Source organism: Longibaculum muris, assembly GCF_004343035.1.
GTDB lineage: Bacteria > Bacillota_I > Bacilli_A > Erysipelotrichales > Coprobacillaceae > Longibaculum > Longibaculum muris.
In genome coordinates this window covers 1-18,841 of sequence record NZ_SMCQ01000012.1, presented here as the reverse complement: position 1 = coordinate 18,841, position 18,841 = coordinate 1, and the positions used below count along the sequence as shown (strand labels likewise).

Annotated in this window: 20 protein-coding genes; 18 read left to right on the top strand and 2 right to left on the bottom strand. The window is 30.7% G+C overall.

Going from position 1 to position 18,841, the window contains the following annotated elements; all coding sequences use genetic code 11:
- Positions 1 to 4: 4 nt before the first annotated feature.
- Together EDD60_RS08950 and EDD60_RS08945 are read right to left on the bottom strand one after the other, a co-directional pair.
- Positions 5 to 739 carry a class I SAM-dependent methyltransferase gene (locus tag EDD60_RS08950; protein ID WP_066450277.1) on the bottom strand — a complete coding sequence of 245 codons (735 nt, stop codon included), beginning with the start codon at positions 737 to 739 and terminating at the stop codon, positions 5 to 7.
- Positions 740 to 788: 49 nt separating this feature from the next.
- A complete protein-coding gene (locus EDD60_RS08945; protein WP_066450272.1) occupies positions 789 to 1,130 on the bottom strand; it encodes an SdpI family protein in 342 nt (113 codons plus the stop codon).
- 187 nt (positions 1,131 to 1,317) lie between these two features.
- Here EDD60_RS08945 and EDD60_RS08940 point away from each other — a divergent pair, with 187 nt between their 5' ends.
- From EDD60_RS08940 to EDD60_RS08855, 18 genes are all read left to right on the top strand, one after another.
- Positions 1,318 to 2,169 (top strand): phosphate ABC transporter substrate-binding protein, encoded by an 852-nt coding sequence (locus tag EDD60_RS08940; protein ID WP_066450269.1) that lies wholly within the window; start codon positions 1,318 to 1,320, stop codon positions 2,167 to 2,169.
- Positions 2,170 to 2,307: 138 nt separating this feature from the next.
- Positions 2,308 to 3,129, top strand: coding sequence for a phosphate ABC transporter substrate-binding protein (locus EDD60_RS08935; RefSeq protein WP_082787448.1), 822 nt, complete (start codon positions 2,308 to 2,310; stop codon positions 3,127 to 3,129).
- Positions 3,130 to 3,139: 10 nt separating this feature from the next.
- Positions 3,140 to 4,072 (top strand): phosphate ABC transporter permease subunit PstC, encoded by a 933-nt coding sequence (pstC, locus tag EDD60_RS08930; protein WP_066450267.1) that lies wholly within the window; start codon positions 3,140 to 3,142, stop codon positions 4,070 to 4,072.
- Complete coding sequence (pstA, locus tag EDD60_RS08925; protein WP_066450266.1) at positions 4,065 to 4,928, top strand: phosphate ABC transporter permease PstA; 864 nt, start codon at positions 4,065 to 4,067, stop codon at positions 4,926 to 4,928. The genes pstC and pstA overlap by 8 nt, the downstream gene beginning before the upstream one ends.
- Positions 4,929 to 5,684, top strand: a complete 756-nt coding sequence (gene pstB / locus EDD60_RS08920; protein WP_207905311.1) for a phosphate ABC transporter ATP-binding protein PstB — start codon at positions 4,929 to 4,931, stop codon at positions 5,682 to 5,684.
- 44 nt (positions 5,685 to 5,728) lie between these two features.
- On the top strand, positions 5,729 to 6,388 hold the full coding sequence (phoU, locus tag EDD60_RS08915; protein WP_066450264.1) for a phosphate signaling complex protein PhoU: 660 nt from the start codon (positions 5,729 to 5,731) through the stop codon (positions 6,386 to 6,388).
- Between the two features lie 11 nt (positions 6,389 to 6,399).
- Complete coding sequence (locus EDD60_RS08910) at positions 6,400 to 7,086, top strand: response regulator transcription factor (RefSeq protein WP_066450262.1); 687 nt, start codon at positions 6,400 to 6,402, stop codon at positions 7,084 to 7,086.
- Positions 7,079 to 8,803: a sensor histidine kinase gene (locus tag EDD60_RS08905; RefSeq protein WP_132226375.1), complete on the top strand. Its 1,725-nt coding sequence runs from the start codon at positions 7,079 to 7,081 to the stop codon at positions 8,801 to 8,803. The genes EDD60_RS08910 and EDD60_RS08905 overlap by 8 nt, the downstream gene beginning before the upstream one ends.
- Positions 8,804 to 8,848: 45 nt before the next feature.
- Entirely contained in the window at positions 8,849 to 9,175 is a 327-nt protein-coding gene (locus EDD60_RS08900; protein WP_243646663.1) for a PTS lactose/cellobiose transporter subunit IIA, read from the top strand.
- Positions 9,176 to 9,231: 56 nt separating this feature from the next.
- Positions 9,232 to 10,515: a PTS sugar transporter subunit IIC gene (locus EDD60_RS08895; RefSeq protein WP_066450257.1), complete on the top strand. Its 1,284-nt coding sequence runs from the start codon at positions 9,232 to 9,234 to the stop codon at positions 10,513 to 10,515.
- A 66-nt stretch (positions 10,516 to 10,581) separates the two neighbouring features.
- Entirely contained in the window at positions 10,582 to 12,414 is a 1,833-nt protein-coding gene (locus EDD60_RS08890; protein ID WP_066450256.1) for a BglG family transcription antiterminator, read from the top strand.
- On the top strand, positions 12,411 to 13,082 hold the full coding sequence (locus EDD60_RS08885; RefSeq protein WP_243646662.1) for a hypothetical protein: 672 nt from the start codon (positions 12,411 to 12,413) through the stop codon (positions 13,080 to 13,082). The genes EDD60_RS08890 and EDD60_RS08885 overlap by 4 nt, the downstream gene beginning before the upstream one ends.
- Positions 13,079 to 13,843: a ChbG/HpnK family deacetylase gene (locus EDD60_RS08880; RefSeq protein ID WP_066450318.1), complete on the top strand. Its 765-nt coding sequence runs from the start codon at positions 13,079 to 13,081 to the stop codon at positions 13,841 to 13,843. Before EDD60_RS08885 ends, EDD60_RS08880 begins: the two co-directional genes overlap by 4 nt.
- 70 nt (positions 13,844 to 13,913) lie before the next feature.
- On the top strand, positions 13,914 to 15,284 hold the full coding sequence (locus EDD60_RS08875) for an FAD-dependent oxidoreductase (RefSeq protein WP_066450254.1): 1,371 nt from the start codon (positions 13,914 to 13,916) through the stop codon (positions 15,282 to 15,284).
- 52 nt (positions 15,285 to 15,336) lie between these two features.
- Positions 15,337 to 16,140 (top strand): zinc ribbon domain-containing protein, encoded by an 804-nt coding sequence (locus tag EDD60_RS08870; protein WP_066450252.1) that lies wholly within the window; start codon positions 15,337 to 15,339, stop codon positions 16,138 to 16,140.
- A 15-nt stretch (positions 16,141 to 16,155) separates the two neighbouring features.
- Complete coding sequence (locus EDD60_RS08865; protein ID WP_066450251.1) at positions 16,156 to 16,911, top strand: hypothetical protein; 756 nt, start codon at positions 16,156 to 16,158, stop codon at positions 16,909 to 16,911.
- A gap of 116 nt (positions 16,912 to 17,027) precedes the next feature.
- Entirely contained in the window at positions 17,028 to 17,939 is a 912-nt protein-coding gene (locus tag EDD60_RS08860; RefSeq protein WP_066450248.1) for a hypothetical protein, read from the top strand.
- Positions 17,939 to 18,655: an ABC transporter permease gene (locus EDD60_RS08855; RefSeq protein ID WP_066450245.1), complete on the top strand. Its 717-nt coding sequence runs from the start codon at positions 17,939 to 17,941 to the stop codon at positions 18,653 to 18,655. Before EDD60_RS08860 ends, EDD60_RS08855 begins: the two co-directional genes overlap by 1 nt.
- Positions 18,656 to 18,841 lie beyond the last annotated feature (186 nt).

Genomic DNA, 18,841 nt, shown 5'->3' with positions numbered 1-18,841 from the left:
GAAGTTATAGCTTCTTTTGTGCTTTGATTAGTAACATCATAGGCCTTCTCATTTCATCTTTCATACCGGGAAGATCCATCATATGAGCAGGTGGCATTGGTTCAACAACATTCTCAATGATAAAATCATTTTCTAATAAAGTATTCAGATAGGTTGTTAAAGTACGATGATATTTGATGACTGATTCACCTAAAAAGTGTGCTTCTCTTTTTCCCTCATAATAGTAATTATCTACTGGAAAATGAAGAATTTGACCATTTTCATCATAATACCAATCTTGTGAACCTTGTGCAGTAAAGATAGGATGTTCTACAGAAAAAACAAAATAACCACCTGGACTTAACCAATGAGAGATATTTTTAACAAGTCCTTGAAAATCATTTATATAATGAAAGGCTAACGAACTCATCACAATATCAAAAGAATTTTCTTGATAATCTAAATCTTCCATAGCACTATTTTGATAAGCAATATGTGGATGATGATGTTTTTGCTTAGCTACATCTAACATCTTTTGTGAAATATCGACACCTATTACACTTTTAGCAAGATGTTCCATAGCGTACCAGCAATGCCATCCATAACCACAGCCTAAATCAAGTACACGTTGATTAGTAAAGTCTGGTAATAATTTTTCTAATTCATGCCATTCTCCAGCTCCTTCTAAACCTTGTTGAGAACGACTCATCTGACTATATTTTTGAAAAAATGAATCTTGATCATATTTGTTTTCTTTCATAATGACCTCCTATTTATAAAGATAATGAAAATAGGTATTTTGTCAATACCTATTGGTCAAATCTACCTAATGCTATTTCTACCCAAGCCATTGGTAGAAATAAGAAAACAATTTGAATACTTAAAATTGTAATGAGGGTGTTGATATCAGAAAGAGCAATTCGTGGTAATAGAAAAATAGTAACAAAAATTAATGCTATTCCAACTAATGTCCATGTTTTACCCATACAAGCTTGGGCATAGTCCCAAGCATCCTGAGATAACATGCTTTTTCGACTATGATAACCATGATGGGGATTGATTGTTCTAACTGGTAAAAACCACATTTTTATACCCATAATAATCATGATAATCGGAATAAGAAAACTAAAGACTTTTACAAATAGTGACATAATCATTCCTTCTTTCTGTTTCTATTATACTCCTATTCTTTTGAAAAGTTATCGAAAGTGAACTACAAAATTGATAAATCTGTTTAACAAAAAATTAACTTAAACTCAAGATAATCTGTCTATTTTAAAATAATAAAAAAATATAAACTATACTCGTCAATAAGAAAGACAAGGAAGGAAAGATATAATGAAAAAATTAGGAACTTTATTATTAGCGTGTGTATTGAGTTTAAGTTTAGTTGGTTGTGGAAATAGTGAAACAAATCAGGGAGAAAGCACAAAAGCAAATGTCAGCGGTAAAGTTGTTTTAGAAGGATCAACTTCAATGGAAAAACTGATGAATGCTTTAAAAGAAGCAATTCGTGAAGATTATCCAGAATTATCATTAGAACCACAATTTACTGGATCAGGTTCAGGAATCAAGGCGGTTGCCTCTGGGAAAGTGGATATTGGTAATTCTTCAAGAGCTTTAACTGATGAAGAAAAAGCTCAAGGAATTGAAGAAAATGTAGTTGCATTAGATGGGATTGCAATGATTACTGAAAAAAGTAATACTGTAAAAAATTTAACAAAACAACAATTAGCAGATATCTATACTGGTAAAATTAAGAATTGGAAAGAAGTTGGTGGGGCTGATCAAAAGATTGTTGTCGTTGGACGTGAAGCGGCTTCAGGAACAAGAGGAGCATTTGAAGAAATTTTAGATATTAAAGATAAGTGTCAATATGCTAATGAATTAAATGAAACAGGTGCTGTAGTGGCTAAGGTTCAAGAAACTAAAGGAGCTATTGGTTATGTTTCTTTAGATATTGTTGAAGATAGTAAGGATAAAGTGAATACTTTACAGTTAGATGGTATAACAGCAAGTGAATCAACAATTTTAGATGGCAGCTATCAATTACAAAGACCATTTGTTATGGCAACAAAAGGAAAGATTGAAGAACAAAGTGAACAAGTACAAGCTGTATTTAATTTCATTAATAGTGAAAAAGGACAAGCAGTTATTAAACAAGTTAAATTAATTATTCCACAAAAGTAGTCACGAATTATCGTGACTTTTATTTTTGGGTATACTATTTACAAAATCTTAACACATTTTATACATGTCTTTGATATTTGTTAAAGATAAAACAATATAAACTATGCTTGTGTTAAGAAAAAGTAAGGTGATTATAAAGTGAATAAAATAAAAGTTATTTCTTTAGTTTTTCTTGTTGTGATTGGTGCGACCATTTTTGGCTGTCAGGCAAAAGCAGAAGATCCTTATCATAAGGTATCATTAGATGGTTCAACGTCAATGGAAAAACTGATGAATGCATTAAGAGAAGGTGTAAGTGAAGAATATCCATCTTTACAATTAGAACCACAGTTTACTGGTTCTAGTTCAGGGATTGAAGCAGTTCTTCAACATCGAGCAGATATTGGAAATTCATCAAGAGCTTTAAAAGCAAGTGAAAAGAAAAAAGGCTTAGTAGAAAATATAGTCGCAATTGATGCAATTGCAGTGATTACAAGTAAGGATAATCCTGTCAATAATCTAACTCATCAACAATTGATTGATATTTATAAAGGGAAGATTAGAAACTGGCAGGAAGTTGGTGGTAATAATCAGCCGATTGTAGTTATTGGACGTGAAGCTGGTTCGGGCACAAGAGTAGCATTTGAAGAACTTCTTAAGATTGAAGAACAATGTCAATATGCGAATGAATACAATGAAACAGGTCCAGTTATGGCAAAGGTTGGTTCAATTTCAGGGGCAATTGGTTATGTTTCTTTAGATGTCTTAGATGAAAGTGTTAAAGCTTTATCGATTGATAATGTAGAAGTTAATCAGGAATCTATTCAATCAGGAAAGTATTTATTACAAAGACCATTTGTGATGGCAACTTATGGTCCAATTGAAAAACAAAGAAAAGAAGTTCAAGATGTCTTTTATTATCTTCAAAGTCCAAAAGGACAAAAAATTATACAATCAGTAGGATTAATGAGTCCACAATAAGGAGGACATTATGGAAAGAAGTATGTTATCAATTCTCGCTCATCATAAAAGTAAATCAACTGTTGAAAAAGCAGCAGCAATTATTTTAAAAGGTTGTGCAATTGTTTCAATTATTGCAGTGTTATCTATTACTGCATATATGTTTATTTCAGGAACACCAGCTTTGTTTAAAGTTGGGTTAACAGATATTTTATTTGGTCAGGTTTGGGCGCCTACCGCGACACATCCAGAGTATGGAATTTTATATATTATACTAACATCTATTTTAGGAGTATTTCTTGCTATAGGGATTGCGGTTCCAATTGGTTTATTAACAGCTATTAATTTATCAGAAATTGCTTCAAAAAGAGTGAGAAAGGTTGTAAAATCAGCGATTGAACTCTTAGCAGGTATTCCTTCTGTTGTGTATGGACTCTTAGGAATCCTCATTATCAATCCACTCATGTATCAACTTGAGTTGTTTATCTTCAAAGATTCTTTAACCCATCAATTTACAGGGGGCTCTAATTTAATCTCGGCTATTCTTGTTTTAGCCATTATGATTTTACCAACATTAATTAATATTAGTGAAACAGCTTTAAAAACAGTCCCTGATGATTATCGAAAAAGTTCTTTAGCTTTAGGGGCAAGTCAAATTCAAACTATTTTTAAAGTCGTTTTACCAGCAGCTAAGAATGGGATTATGTCAGCAATTGTTTTAGGTGTTGGACGTGCAATTGGTGAAGCAATGGCAATATTATTAGTGGCTGGTAATTCAGTAAATATACCTTTACCATTTCATTCTGTTCGTTTTTTAACAACGGCGATTGTTACTGAAATGAGTTATGCATCTGGATTACATCGTGAAGTTTTATTTACGATTGGTTTGATTTTGTTTATCTTTATTATTTGTATTAATTTAGTATTGACTTATATTTTGACAAGGGGTGATCAACATGAATAACAGTATTTATGAAAAGAAAAGTAGGGTTATTGATAATGTTGTTCATGTTTTGATTCAGTTGTCTACTTTTATTTCGGTTTCGTTATTAGTAGTTATTATTGGATATATCTGTTATCGAGGGATTCCACATTTTTCGTTTGATTATCTTATTCAAACAACAAGCATTTTAAAGAATACTGTAGGGATTTTACCTAATATTATTAATACTATTTATATCATTGTTGTAACCTTAGTGATTGCTTGTCCAATTGGAATAGGTGGCGCTATTTATTTAAATGAATATGCAACAAATAAAAAGTTTGTGAATATCATTTCCTTTACAACCGAGGTTTTAGCTGGGATTCCTTCAATTATTTATGGTTTATTTGGAATGTTGTTTTTTGGTGGTGTATTGAAATTAGAATATTCAATTTTAACAGGGTCTTTAACACTTGCCATTATGATTTTACCGATTATCTCAAGAAATGCACAAGTTGCTTTGCAAGCTGTACCTAAGAGTTATCGAGAAGCGGCTTTAGGCATGGGCTCAACGAAATGGTATATGATTAGAAGTGTTCTTTTACCAAGTGCGATTCCGGGTATTTTAACGGGAGTGATTTTAGCAATGGGTCGAATTGTAGCTGAGTCGGCAGCTTTACTATTTACTGCTGGAAGTTTATCCGTGTTGCCTAAAAGTTTATTTGGACATCTTTTCTCTAGTGGTGGGACATTGACAATTCAGCTTTATTTAGAGATGGCAAAGGCTCATTATGAACAGGCATTTGTTATTGCATTTATATTAATATTAATTATTTTGTTGTTGAACTTTATAGCAAAATGGATTTCAAATCAATTTGATGTGAATAAGAGAGGATAAATTATGGCAAAGATACAAGCAAGAAATTTAAATCTTTATTATGGTGAAAAACATGCCTTAAAAGATGTGAGTTTAGATATTATGGAAAATAAGATTACAGCTTTTATTGGTCCTTCAGGATGTGGTAAATCTACATTCTTAAAGACTTTAAATCGTATGAATGATTATGTAAATAATGTAAAAATTGAAGGTGAAATCTTATTAGATGATGAAAATATATATGATAGTCGCGTCGATACAACGATTTTAAGAAAGAAAGTTGGAATGGTTTTTCAACAACCTAATCCTTTTCCTATGAGTATTTATGATAATGTTGCTTATGGACCAAGAATACATGGGATTAAAAATAAAAAAGAATTAGATGTGATTGTAGAAAAAAGCTTAAAAGCAGCAGCGTTATATGATGAAGTTGCGGATCGTTTACATTCTTCAGCATTAGGATTATCTGGTGGACAACAACAACGTCTATGTATTGCTAGATGTCTAGCAGTTGAACCAGAAGTCATCTTGTTGGATGAACCAACCAGTGCCTTGGATCCCATTTCAACTTTAAAAATTGAAGAATTGCTGATGGAATTAAAGAACAAGTATACGATAGCCATAGTCACTCATAATATGCAGCAAGCATCACGTATTGCTGATTATACTGCTTTTTTCTTAGTAGGTGAAATGGTGGAATATGGTAAGACAAAAGATATTTTCTCATTACCTCAGGATAAGCGAACTGAGGATTATATTACTGGACGTTTTGGTTAATGGTTGTGTTTTGATGAAAAAATAAATATAATGGAGGTAGTATTATGATGCGTAGAGTTTTTGATGAGCAATTGGATAAGTTAAATATTGATTTAACAAAGATGGGTCATTTGGTTGAAGTTTCTATAGAAAATATGATTGATGCTTTTAAACATCATGATAAAGCTTTGGCTAAAGAGATTATTGAAAATGATCGATTGATTAATGATATGGAAAGAAGTATTGAATCTAGGGCTTTTAGTTTAATTTTACGCCAACAGCCAATTGCTAGTGATTTGAGAAATGTGACTTCAGCTTTAAAGATTGTTACTGATTTGGAAAGAATTGGTGATCAGGCAGCTGATATTGCAGAAATTATTTATCATTTTGAAGGGAAACATGCTTATCGTACAGTCGAACATATTCCAACTATGGCTAAGAAGGCAAAAATTATGGTTCATGAAGCGATTGATGCTTTTATTAAAAAGGATTTAACAACGGCTCAAATGGTTAAGGATATGGATGATGAGATTGATAGTTTGTTTGAAGAAGTAAAACAAGAGGTTATTGAAATTTTAAAGGAAAATAGTGAAAAGGTGGATTATTGTATTGATTTTCTTATGATTGCTAAGTATTTAGAAAGAGTAGGAGATCATGCTGTTAATATTTGTGAATGGTTAGAGTTTAATCAGACGGGAACAGTCAATCAACACCGACTTATTTAGGAGGAAGAAAAATGAACGAGCGTATATTTGTCATAGAAGATGATGAAAATATTCAGGAAATTGTGAAATTATCATTGGAATCCAATGGTTATCAAGTTATTTTGTTTGATAATGCTATTGATGCGATTGCAGCTTTCCATGAATTTGCCCCAGATCTTGCAATCTTTGATGTTATGTTACCACAAATGGATGGAATTACAGCAGTAAAGAAAATTAGAGAAACAAATACCCAAGTTCCCATTTTAATTTTAAGTGCTAAAGATACTGAAATTGATAAAATTCATGGTTTAGATAGTGGCAGCGATGATTATATGACAAAACCATTTGGCGTTCTTGAACTATGTGCTCGTGTTCGTACATTATTAAGAAGGGTACAACCAAAATCAAAACAGATTAAAACTCCAAGTCTAACAATTGATAAATCAACACATGTTGTGACTCATTTTGATCAGATTATGGATTTGACACATAAAGAATATCAATTGTTGTTATATTTAATAGAAAATAAACAACGTGTTGTTGAAAGAGATGAATTATTGAATAATATCTGGGGTTATGATTTTATAGGTGAGTCTAGAGCGCTAGATGTGCATATTAGATCATTAAGAAAGAAATTAGATGATGATGGAGAAAAATATATTAAAACAATTCGATCAGTAGGTTATCGATTTGTTGAAAAGGAGGATTCACATGACTAAGTCAATCCTCCGTTATTTTATATTTATTTTAATTATTGCTCTTTTAAGCAGTTGTTTTCTTTCAGCAACACTTATTTCAAATGGTTTGTTGAATACAACCAAAAGAGAAATGTTATACTCGTTGAAGTTAATTGATTATGCAATTGATAAAAATCAATCCCTTGAACAACAAGTTGATAAACTTAATCCATTAGCTTATTCCGATCAAACCCGTATTAGTATTATTGATACAAAAGGAAATGTCGTTGCCGATACAGTATCACGTTCGATTTCAGAAAATCATTTTGAACGTCAGGAAGTCCAAGAAGCTTTTAAACATAAAGAAGGTTATGCTATTAGACGTTCAGAAACAACAGGAGAAAAGACGTTATATGTAGCCTATTATAATCAAGATTATGTTTTACGATTATCAATTCCTTATAATGGTCTTATTGATTATTTGCCTTCGTTAATACCGGCTTTATCTATCAGTGCAATGATCTCTTTTGTGATTGCTTTCTTTTTATCAAGAAAGTTAGCCTATACTATTTCTAAACCAATTATTGAAATTAGTGATAGTTTAGATCATATGACAAAAGATTTTCGTTTTGATTTAAAGAAATATGATTATCAGGAGTTTAATATTATTGTTAATACAATTCATAATCTTTCTCATCGTTTACGTAAGTCGATGAGAGAAGTGAAATTAGAACGTATTAAAATGGATGAAATCTTAAAACAAATGAATGAAGGTTTTGTTTTATTAGATGAAAATTATAAAATATTAAGTATTAATGCTAGAGCTATTTCTATTTTAGGGGATATGAAACCCTATGATCAGTTTATGGATTATCTATATTATCCAGAAATCATTAATGCTTTAGAAAATAATGTTCCTAAACAAGAAGTACAAATAAAAATTAATCATAGTATTTATGCTTGTTATATTTCACGTGTTTATTTAGGTACGACACTTTTGTTTGTTGATATAACCGCAGCAAAAAAAGCTGAAAAAATGCGTAGTGAATTTTTTTCTAATGTTTCTCATGAATTGAAAACACCAATGACTTCGATTAGAGGATATAGTGATTTATTGGCACAGGGATTAATTCAGGATGAAAGTCAAAAACAAAGAATGTTAGAGAAGATTCAAGATGAAGTGAATAGTATGTCTGGATTGATTAATGATATTTTGATGTTGTCAAGAATTGAAAATATGGATATTGAGGTTGAAATGCTTCCTTTAAAGATGAAAGGTTTGGTTGAGGAAGTGCTGGATAGTTATGAAGTGGAGATTGCTAAACATGATATTCATATGGATGTTACTTTTGATGATATGACTTATATTGGGAATCATCAACAAATTTATACTTTGCTTAATAATGTTATTGGAAATGCGATTAAGTATAATAAAGATCATGGAAGTGTGAGTGTACGTATTGAAGAACTGAGTGAGGCAATGAAGATTGTTGTTAAGGATAGTGGTATAGGGATTCCTTTAGCAGATCAATCACGTGTGTTTGAAAGGTTTTATCGGGTGGATAAAGGAAGAAGTAGACAACGTGGGGGAACAGGACTTGGTTTAGCTATTGTGAAACATATTGTTTCGCATTATAAAGGAACTATTCATTTAATGAGTGAACTTGATAAAGGAACAACAATTGAAATAATTTTACCTCAACAACAATTACAAGTGATGAATCATTTCCGCAAGGATAGGAAATATAAGCGTCTTTAAAAAGACGCTTTATTTTTTATAATAGGGATTGTAGGAGTTGATGATATGAAAAAAGAAGAAATGACAAATGATACAATATCAGTTATACAATTAACAACTCAGACTCAACAGTTTTATCATCAAGCTTTTATGTATGTAAAGCAAGATAATTATCATCAAGCACAATACTGTTTAGATAATGGAAATAAGCTCCTATTAAAGGCTCATCAAATACATGCCAAATTGTTGAATCAAGAATGTGAACTAGACTTGTTGCTAGTTCATGCTGAAGATATGTTAATGTCCTTACAATTATATAAGTCAATGATGAAAGAATTTATTGATTTATATAAAACTTTTCCTACCCTTAGAGGAAATAAACAGTCTTTGTAATGAATTGAACTATTATATAATGATATTGTAGAAATGCATCGAAAGGAGAGGGAAGAATGCAGAAATTTATGGATAAGATGGAAAATGTTTTAGCACCACTCGCAACAAAGGTTGGTGGCAATCGTATATTAAAAGCTGTCTCTACAGCCTTTAATATGATTATGCCTTTAATTATTATTGGAGCTATTTTTTCATTAGTAAGTACTTTATCAATTGGTGGATATCAAGCTTTTTTACAAAGTAGCGGAATTGGTAAAATCTTAGCTTTGGTTGGTAAATTTACAACCGATTTAATGGCATTATATGTTGCTTTTGCAGCTGGATATGCCTATGTCAGAAACGAAGGAATGAATAATGATGCAATACCTTCAGGTTTATTATCAGTATTAGCTTTCTTTATTATGACACCTTTAACAGAAGTCATGATTAATGAAGTGCCAACAACAGTTCTTTCATTTGATTATTTAGGTTCTAAAGGTTTATTCACAGCTTTATTAGTGGGGTTACTTGTTGGATTTATTTATACTTTTGTAACTAAAAAAGGTTGGGTTATTAAAATGCCAGATGGAGTTCCACCAACTGTTGCTAAATCTTTTAGTGCATTAATTCCAGGGTTTGTGATTACCGGAATTTTCTTAGTGATTAATGGGATCTTTAATGCTTTGACAGGTGCGACATTTAGTGAATGGTTATATAGTGTGCTAGCGGCTCCATTATCAGCTTTATCTGGAAGTGTTATTACTTTCTTGGTTTTATTGTTTATTTGTCAAGTGTTCTGGTTCTTTGGGATTCATGGCGGTCAAGTCACAATTCCATTTATGATGATTTTATTTATGCAAGCTGGGGTTGAAAATCAAGCCGCTTTTGGAACTGGGCAACCAATGCAAAATATTGTAACAGTCGGGTTTCTTTATTTCTTGATGTTAGGTGGAGCAGGAAATACGATGGGCTTAGCTCTGGATATGTTATTATTCTCAAAAAGCAAGCGATATAAATCGTTAGGAAAATTATGTATCTTACCATCTATATGTAATATTAATGAACCAGTTATCTTTGGTATGCCAATTATTTTAAATCCAGTTATGGCAATTCCATTTTTACTTGTTCCTCAGATTACAGCAATCATTACTTATTTTGCAATGAATTTAGGACTTGTTTCTTTACCAAGAATTGCTTTAGGAGCAACTGGAACGCCACTAATTTTAGATGGTTGGATGATTGCCGGTCTTTCTGGAATTATTCTAGAAGTTATCTTAATTGCTTTAACAGCAATTATATATTATCCATTCTTTAGAGTTCAAGATCATATGGCTTGTCAAGAAGAAGGAATAAGTGAATAAAATGAGGCTGGAAAAACCAGCCTTTTCAAAGTAATTATGATAAAATAAAGATGGAGGTGCACAGTAATGGATAAAAATCAAAAAAACTTACTTATTGAACTGATGAATCATGAAACACTCTCAGGTAAAGACTTAGCCAGTCGTATTCAAATGAGTACAAGAAGTGTACGCACCATCATTAAAAATATCAATGAAAATATCATTGGAGCAAGAATTGAATCAGGAAGTTTTGGTTATCAATTGCATATTGAAGATTCAGAATTATTTTTATCATATTTACAAGGTAATCAAGATGATACATCACGATTTCTTTATTTGTTTAACCGATTTATAGATAATCAAAATTATTTAAAAATAGATGATTTATGTGATGAACTTTATTTATCAAGAACCCAATTAAAACAAGAATTAAAAAAACTTAGACAATATTTTGTAGAACATGGCATTATGATAGAAACAAAAGCTCATTATGGGATGAGGTTGGATGGAAATGAAATAAATATAAGAAAGGCAATTGGGCATTTACAAGACTATCCAATAGATAAAAGTATTTTTGAACAGATTAAGAAAATATTGATATCAAGTATCGCGAATTATGATTTTGTAGTAACTGATGATAATCTTGAAAATATTTCTCATTATTTATATATTGCTTATATTCGTACAAGCAAACATCATTTTGTGAGTATTGATGAAGCTTGGATGAAAGAAATTAAAGAGGAAAAAGAATGGTTATTAGCAAGTTCTATGATGATATTAATGAGTCATATTTTAAATATGGAGTATCAAGAAGGAGAAGTTGCTTATTTGACTATGCACTTATGTGGAAAGAATAGTCAACAAACTTCACAACTCTATATTGATCAAGAAATATACAATGTCGTTAATGAATTTTTAAAAGTTATTGAAAAAAGTTCGGGGATTTTATTGAGTACAGATTTGAATCTACAAGTGTCCTTATCACTTCATATGATTCCTTTATTAAAAAGAATCCAATATCAAATGTATATGGATAATCCATTATTGTTGGATATAAAAAAGAGGTTAATAGTCGCTTATGAATTAGCGGTTAAAGGTTGTGAATTGATTAATAAACATTATCATTGTCAATTACCTGATGATGAAATTGCTTATTTTGCTTTACATATTAATTTATCTTTAGAACAAAAAAAGAATCATATATATAAAAAGAATATCTTACTTGTTTGTTCTTCTGGAGTAGGAAGTGCCAGGCTTTTAGAATATTTCTTTAAAGAACATTTTAGGGATTATATTGATATCTTAGATGTGTGCTCGTTACTTGAATTAGAAAATCATAATATGGAGCCATATGATTGCATATTTACAACTGTTCCTTTATCAAGACAAATATCTATTCCTATCTTTATGATTCATAGTTTAATGGGGTATGAAGATACACTCAAAATATCGCATCAATTGAAACAGTTAAATCAAATACCAATTATGCAATACTTTCCAAAACAATTATTTTTTGCTGATCAGCAATTTTCAAGCAAAGAAGAAGCAATACATCAAATCATCAAACAATGCCATCAATACTATCAATTGCCTGATTCCTTTGAATCATTGGTATTAGAAAGAGAACAACTTGCAACAACAGAATTTAATGATTTTGTTGCTTTTCCACATTCTCATCGGCCTGTCACATCACAAACATTTGTATCCGTGACAATTTTAAAAAAGCCATTATTATGGAAAAATCATCATATTAGAATCATTTTATTATCTTCAATTGAAAATAAGATGATAAAAGAATTAGATCATTTCTATCAAGCTATTTCTACATTTTTAAGTCAACAAACATTACAATGGGAATTAATTCAAAATCCAACCTATGAACAACTACAAGAAATAATGAAGAAGGTGCAAAAACAATGAAAAATATCTTATTGGTTTGTGGAGCTGGGATGTCAACGAGTTTACTGGTTCGTAAGATGCAAGAAGCTGATATTAATCATGAATATCATATTCGATGCAGTGATACTTTGAGCGCTCATTTATTGTTGCTAGAAACAGATATCTTTTTATTGGCACCGCATATTGCTTATATGAAAGATGAATATCTTCATAAATGTCTTGAACTCAATATTCCCTTTTTGATTATTGATGGTGTTGACTATACAAAGATGGATGGTGAAAGTGTATTAAGAAAGACTCAACAGGAATTAGAAAAGTATAGCAAAGAAAATCCTTTTCAAGTCGTCTTGGTGCATAGTCGTGTGGGAGCTATGTCAGATTTAATTGCCCTTGATATGAAGAAAAAGCTTCAAAGTGATGAAAAAGATTGGCAAATCAAATCCTTAGCAATTGATGATTTTGATAATCAAGAGGCACATATTGTATTGTTAGAACCACAAATTGGTTTTGAAAAAAAGAATGTTGAAAGAATCTTGCATAATCCATTTACCATTGTTGATGTTCCAGCAATGTCTTTATATGCCAGTTTTGATGGAAGAAAGATGTTAGATTATATACATCAGATATACGATCAAAAATTAGAAGAAAAGAAAAAAGAATTAAAAGAAAGGATAGATGAAAAAATATGAAATTAATTATGCGTGCAGATGATCTTGGTTTTAGTGAAGCTGTAAGTTTAGGAATATTAAAAGCAGTTAAAGATGGAGTGATTACAAGTGTTGGACTGATGCCTAATATGGAAAGTGCTCAGTTTGGTTATGAATTAATTAAGGATTGTGATATTGCATTAGGTCAACATACAAATATATGTGTGGGAAAACCACTAAGTGATCCTCGTCTCATTCCCTCACTTGTTCAAGCAAATGGTGAATTTTGTTCAAGTAAAGAAATTCGAGCAAGAGAAAAGGATACAATTAATATACAAGAATGTGAGATAGAAATCGAAGCACAACTTCTTAGATTTCAAGAAATAACAGGGAGAAATCCGGATTATTTTGAAGGACATGCTGTTTTTTCTAAGAATTTCTTTATTGCTTTAGAGAATGTTGCAAAACGTCATGGATTGTTTTTCTGTAATCCGGCTTTGGATAAAGAATGGGAAAAGCAAAATGGGATTGTTGGTTTACCATTTTTTAAAGCTGATGAACAAGGACTTTATAATCCTCAACAATATATGGAAGAAAATCTTCATTATATAGAAGAAAATGCTTGTTGTGTTGCTATTTTTCATCCAGGATATTTAGATCATTATATCTTGACGCATTCATCATTTACACATGTACGAGCAATGGAATGTGATTTTTTATGCAGTGAATGGTTAAAAAAATGGTTAGCTCAGCATCAGATTGAACTGGTAGATTTTAGAAATTATCAAGACATAGCTTTATAGTTATGTCTTTTCTATATGATAAAGAGGTTTAAAATCTTGTTTTTTGTCGATAATAAAGCTGGTGATAAATATGAATCAATCTTATTGGCAAAAAACTTCTAAAAAAAGAATAGGAAAAACATTACATGATGATTTAACTGTAGATGTTGTGATTATTGGTGGTGGATTATCAGGTGTAGGATTAGCTTATCAACTCAAAGATAGTGGTAAACAGGTCGTTGTCTTGGATAAAGATGAAATGGGTAGTCATACGAGTGGACATACCACAGCAAAAATTTCTACCTTGCATGATACTCTTTATGTTGACTTGGTAAAACATTATGATGTTCATCAAGCTTATCTTTATTATAAGTCTAATGAACGCGCATTAAATGAAATCAAAACAATTATTCAAAAAGAAAAGATTGATTGTGATTTTCAAGAAAACAATGCTTATATATATACGGATGATCCAGGCTATGTCAAAATCATTCAAGCCGAAAGGGAAATCTTACAATCATTAAGAGTAGAAACTTTAAAAGATGAAAATCATTTAGAGTCATTAGGTTTAAAACATCAGGCTATCTTTCACCCTTTAAAATATTTATATAGTCTTATACAGATTTGTGAAAAAGCAGGGGTGACTTTTTATGAACATAGTGAAGTCACACATGTTGAAAGAAAAGATGATTCTTTTGTATTGAATGTCAATAATAAACGTATCCAATGTCGTTATCTTGTTCATGCAACAAGATATCCCTTTATAAGAAAAGGTTTGTACTTTTTTAAATTGTTTCAGCAAAAAGAATATATTGATTATGTTGATGAATATCAAGGAAAAGATAGTTATTTATGTATTGATCAAACAAAGAGTTATCGACCATTAGAAAGACAGGATAGTTTACAAATTCATCGTGATGCAAAAGATTGGTTTGCCCAAGATAGTATTCCACTCCGCGGGATTCCTTACATTGGCAGATTAAGTCGTTATAGTAATGAATTTATTATATATGGTTTTCAAAAATGGGGAATGACTTTGTCACAAGTTGCTGCTCATTTAATAAGTGATTTGATTTTAGAAAAAGACAATCCCTATGAAGAACTTTATAGTTGTCATTATTTTTCAATGTCTTTTGCAATGAAGTATAAAGATAAAATGTGGAAAAATACGAAGCGTGGAATGATTACTAATCGTTTTTTAGACGAACCAATCGCTTTGTTGGAAAAACAAGATGGGATGATTACAAAAGTTAATGGGAAATTAACAGCTGTTTATAAAGATAAAAAAGGTGAACTTCATTATCTGTCTCCTTATTGTCCGCATTTAAAATGTGTTGTAGAATTTTGTAAAAAAGACCAAACATGGACATGTCCATGTCATCAATCGGTTTATGATGCTTATGGAAAACTGGTTGAAGGACCAAGTTTATATTCTTTAACTTCTAAGAAAATAGATGAGTAATTCTTTCATTTTATAAATAAATCCCGTATACTTAAAGTAAGGGGATGAGAGAATGAAATGTGATGTTTGTGGAACAAGGATAATGCCTGGAGAAAAAGAATGTCCAAATTGTGGATATAAGTGGAAAGATAGTCATGTAAATACTTTTGATGTGACATCACAAAGCCATGAACATATTCAAGTGAAAAAATCTCAACAATCATTGAATAAGAAAGATAGATATCCAAGGTGGTTTTATGTTATTTTCATTATTGCTGTTATGGGGATTATTGGGTCAATTGCTGTTCCAGCACTTATTTCTCGTTATCATATTGAGGATTATCAAAAATATACTTTTCAAGAATTGATGAATAAAGGTTATGGGGATAGTGATGTATTACTCAAGGTTATAAATGAAAAAGATGAGGCATTCAATTATTTTAAATATGATTTACAACTTGTAGAAGCTAATGTGCAAGAAAATAGTTATTTAGATGGTAAGGATGTTAATGGTTTATCTTTTGAAGTATCTGGTTATAAAGATGATACTTATTTTGGAATGCGTTATGAATATGATCAAGATGGTGAAATTGTCAGTAAAGAATTGTTCTTTATTAATCGTACAGATGAAAGTATTAGGGAAACATTAGATTTTCAAGTTGATAATAGTGTTGTGCATTCTTTAGCAAATTATATAGGTGTAGGTGATATTGATGAGAACTTAAAACGAGCTTGTCAAAATCTAGAAAAGGGTGACCAGGAAATCTATGAAACAAGTCAATTTGTTGGGGATACTAAAATTTATTTATCAGAACAAGCAGAAAGTGAAGAATCAGCAGCTTATCGAACATATTGTTCAGTTGAAATAGTAAAATAAGCGAGGGGAAAGAAAATGAAGTGCAAGGTTTGTGGGACGTGGTTACCATTAGGAGTACAGGAATGTCCAAATTGTGGGTGGAAGATCAATGATCAGCATGGAGGTACAAATTCAACACAACAAACTCGAAAGAAAAGTAAAAAATGGTTATTAGGAATTTTCTTGTTTATTGTTATGATTGTGGGGTTGGTGAACTATCTACCATCATTTGTTGATCACTATCGTTTTATGGATTTTGAAAAACATACTTTTGAAGAATTGTTAGATAATGGTTATAATGAAGATCCAGTTCTTTTAAAGGTTATAGAAAAAAGAGATAATGTTAAGAAATATTTTGATGATATTTTAGATTTTGATTGTGTTTATACAAAGAGTAGTGCCTTAGCTGGAAGGAAGTACATTGATTTAATATCGTTTGTTGTTAGTGGTGAAAAAGATGGAATTACTTATTATTTAAGTTATAGATTTGATAAAAACGGAGAAAATACAAGTCAAACATTAGGTTTTGATTATTATACAAATGTAGGTATTCATGAAAAATTAGATTTACAAACTGATAGCCAGATTATTCATTCGTTAGCAGAATATATTCAAGTTAATGATGCTGATGATTTGCTTAAACAAGCATATCAGGTATTTAAAAAGAATGATGATCATATGTATGAAGGACGCATAACAATAGGCAATAAAGATATTTGTATAGATGAAAATGAATTGGTTGACAGTCAAGTATCATATCATATTAATGGTTCGATAAGTTGTAACAATTGATAAGATTTCTTATCAATTGTTTTTTTACAAAAAGGACGTTTTGTTGATCTGTAGGCGTTTTGATAGTATTTGAAGTTAAAAAGTATTATAATAAAAAGTAAATAAGGAGGGATTTTATGAAGAAAATATTATTAATGTTGATGATGGTAGGGGTGATACTTACTGGATGCTCAACATCAAAATCAGCAGATGAAATGAAAATTTTGACACCTAATGGAGCGCCTGCTTTATCATTGGTAGGTGTTTATGAAGATGTGACAAAGAATGGAAAGATTAATATTGTTGAAGGTAGTGACTTAGTAAGCAGTGAGTTAATGAAAGCAGATAGTGAATATGATGCTATTGTTGCACCCATTAATTTAGGTTGTCAATTATTAGCTAAGGGAAAAACTGATTATAAATTAGCAGGTGTTTTGACATGGGGAAATCTTTATCTTGTTGAAAATGAAGGTGTTCAAAATAATGAATTAGCAGCATTTGGAGAACAAGCTGTTCCAGGTATGATTTTTAAATTAGTAAAAGATTCTAATGATGTGATGAAAAATGCGAAAGTAACTTACTATAATGCTGTGAGTGATGTGCAAGCACAAGTATTGGCAGGAAAAGTACAATATGCATTAATGGCTGAACCAGCTGCAACGGCAACTATTGCTAAGGCAAAACAAAATGGAAAGACAATAAAGAATATTGCATCTTTACAAGAGCTTTATCAAAAACAGACAAATTCTAAACAAGCTGGATATCCGCAAGCAGCTATCTTTGTTAAAAATAAAGAAGATGTTAAAGAATTATTGGTGAAATTAGATGAATTTACTAATAAAGAAGCTGTGAAAGAAGATAATAATATTGAAGAATTAGTTAATAAAATTGGAGCAGAAACATTTGGTGTTCCTAATGCAGCAATTGCAGCGAAAACATGGAAGAATCAAAATATTCATTATCAAGAAGCGACTGCAGTTAAAGATGATATTCAATCAATATTAAAAACATTCCATATTGAATATAGTGATGATATGTTAGTGAAATAATGAAACATAAAGTTCGTTTGATTATTTGTATATTATTGTTGTGGCAACTACTAGCGTGGGGTATTCATAACAATGTTATTTTACCTTTTCCAAGTGAAACGATTGTAACTATGGGAAAGATGTTGGGTGATTTGAATTTTTATCAGACTTTACTTATAACTTTATCCCATGTACTGATTGTTGTTTTGATAAGTGTTGTTTTAGCATTTGTTTTAGCATACATAGGATATTGTTATAAAGTGGTAGATGAATATGTTTCACCTATTCTTTCTATTTTACAAGCAATCCCTAATATATCTTTTGTGATTTTGGTTTTATTGTGGGCTTCCTCTTTACAAACTGTTTATATAGTTTTGTTTTTAGTTGTTTTTCCGCTACTGTATCATAATTTTATATCGGGGTTTAAAAATATTGACCATGATTTAAGAGATGTCATTCTTTTATATGAACCATCATTTATGGATAAAATGTTGAAGGTTTATTTGCCTTTAATTCAACCAAGTGTTCTATCTGGCTTAAAGAGTTCGTTAAGTTTAGGTGTAAAAGTAACGGTCATGGCTGAAATATTAGCAGGACTGCCTTATGGAGTTGGTCGAGCTATTAATTTTGCAAGGATCCAATTTGATATGGTTAGTGTTTTTGCTTGGACCATTTGGTTGGTTATTATGATAATGTTTATTGATTTTTTATTAGAAAAGTTTATTCAAATTGAATAGACTTTTTTTGATGAATTTCAAATTTTATTGATATAATCAAACAAAATAAAACATTAAACAAATAACGAAAAAAGGATTATAAAAATTTTTTAAAAAAAGTAAAAAAAAGACTTGCAAAGGGAGGGATGAGATGGTATTATAGATGAGCACTCGGCAAGAGGGCAGCAAACGGACATTGAAAACTAA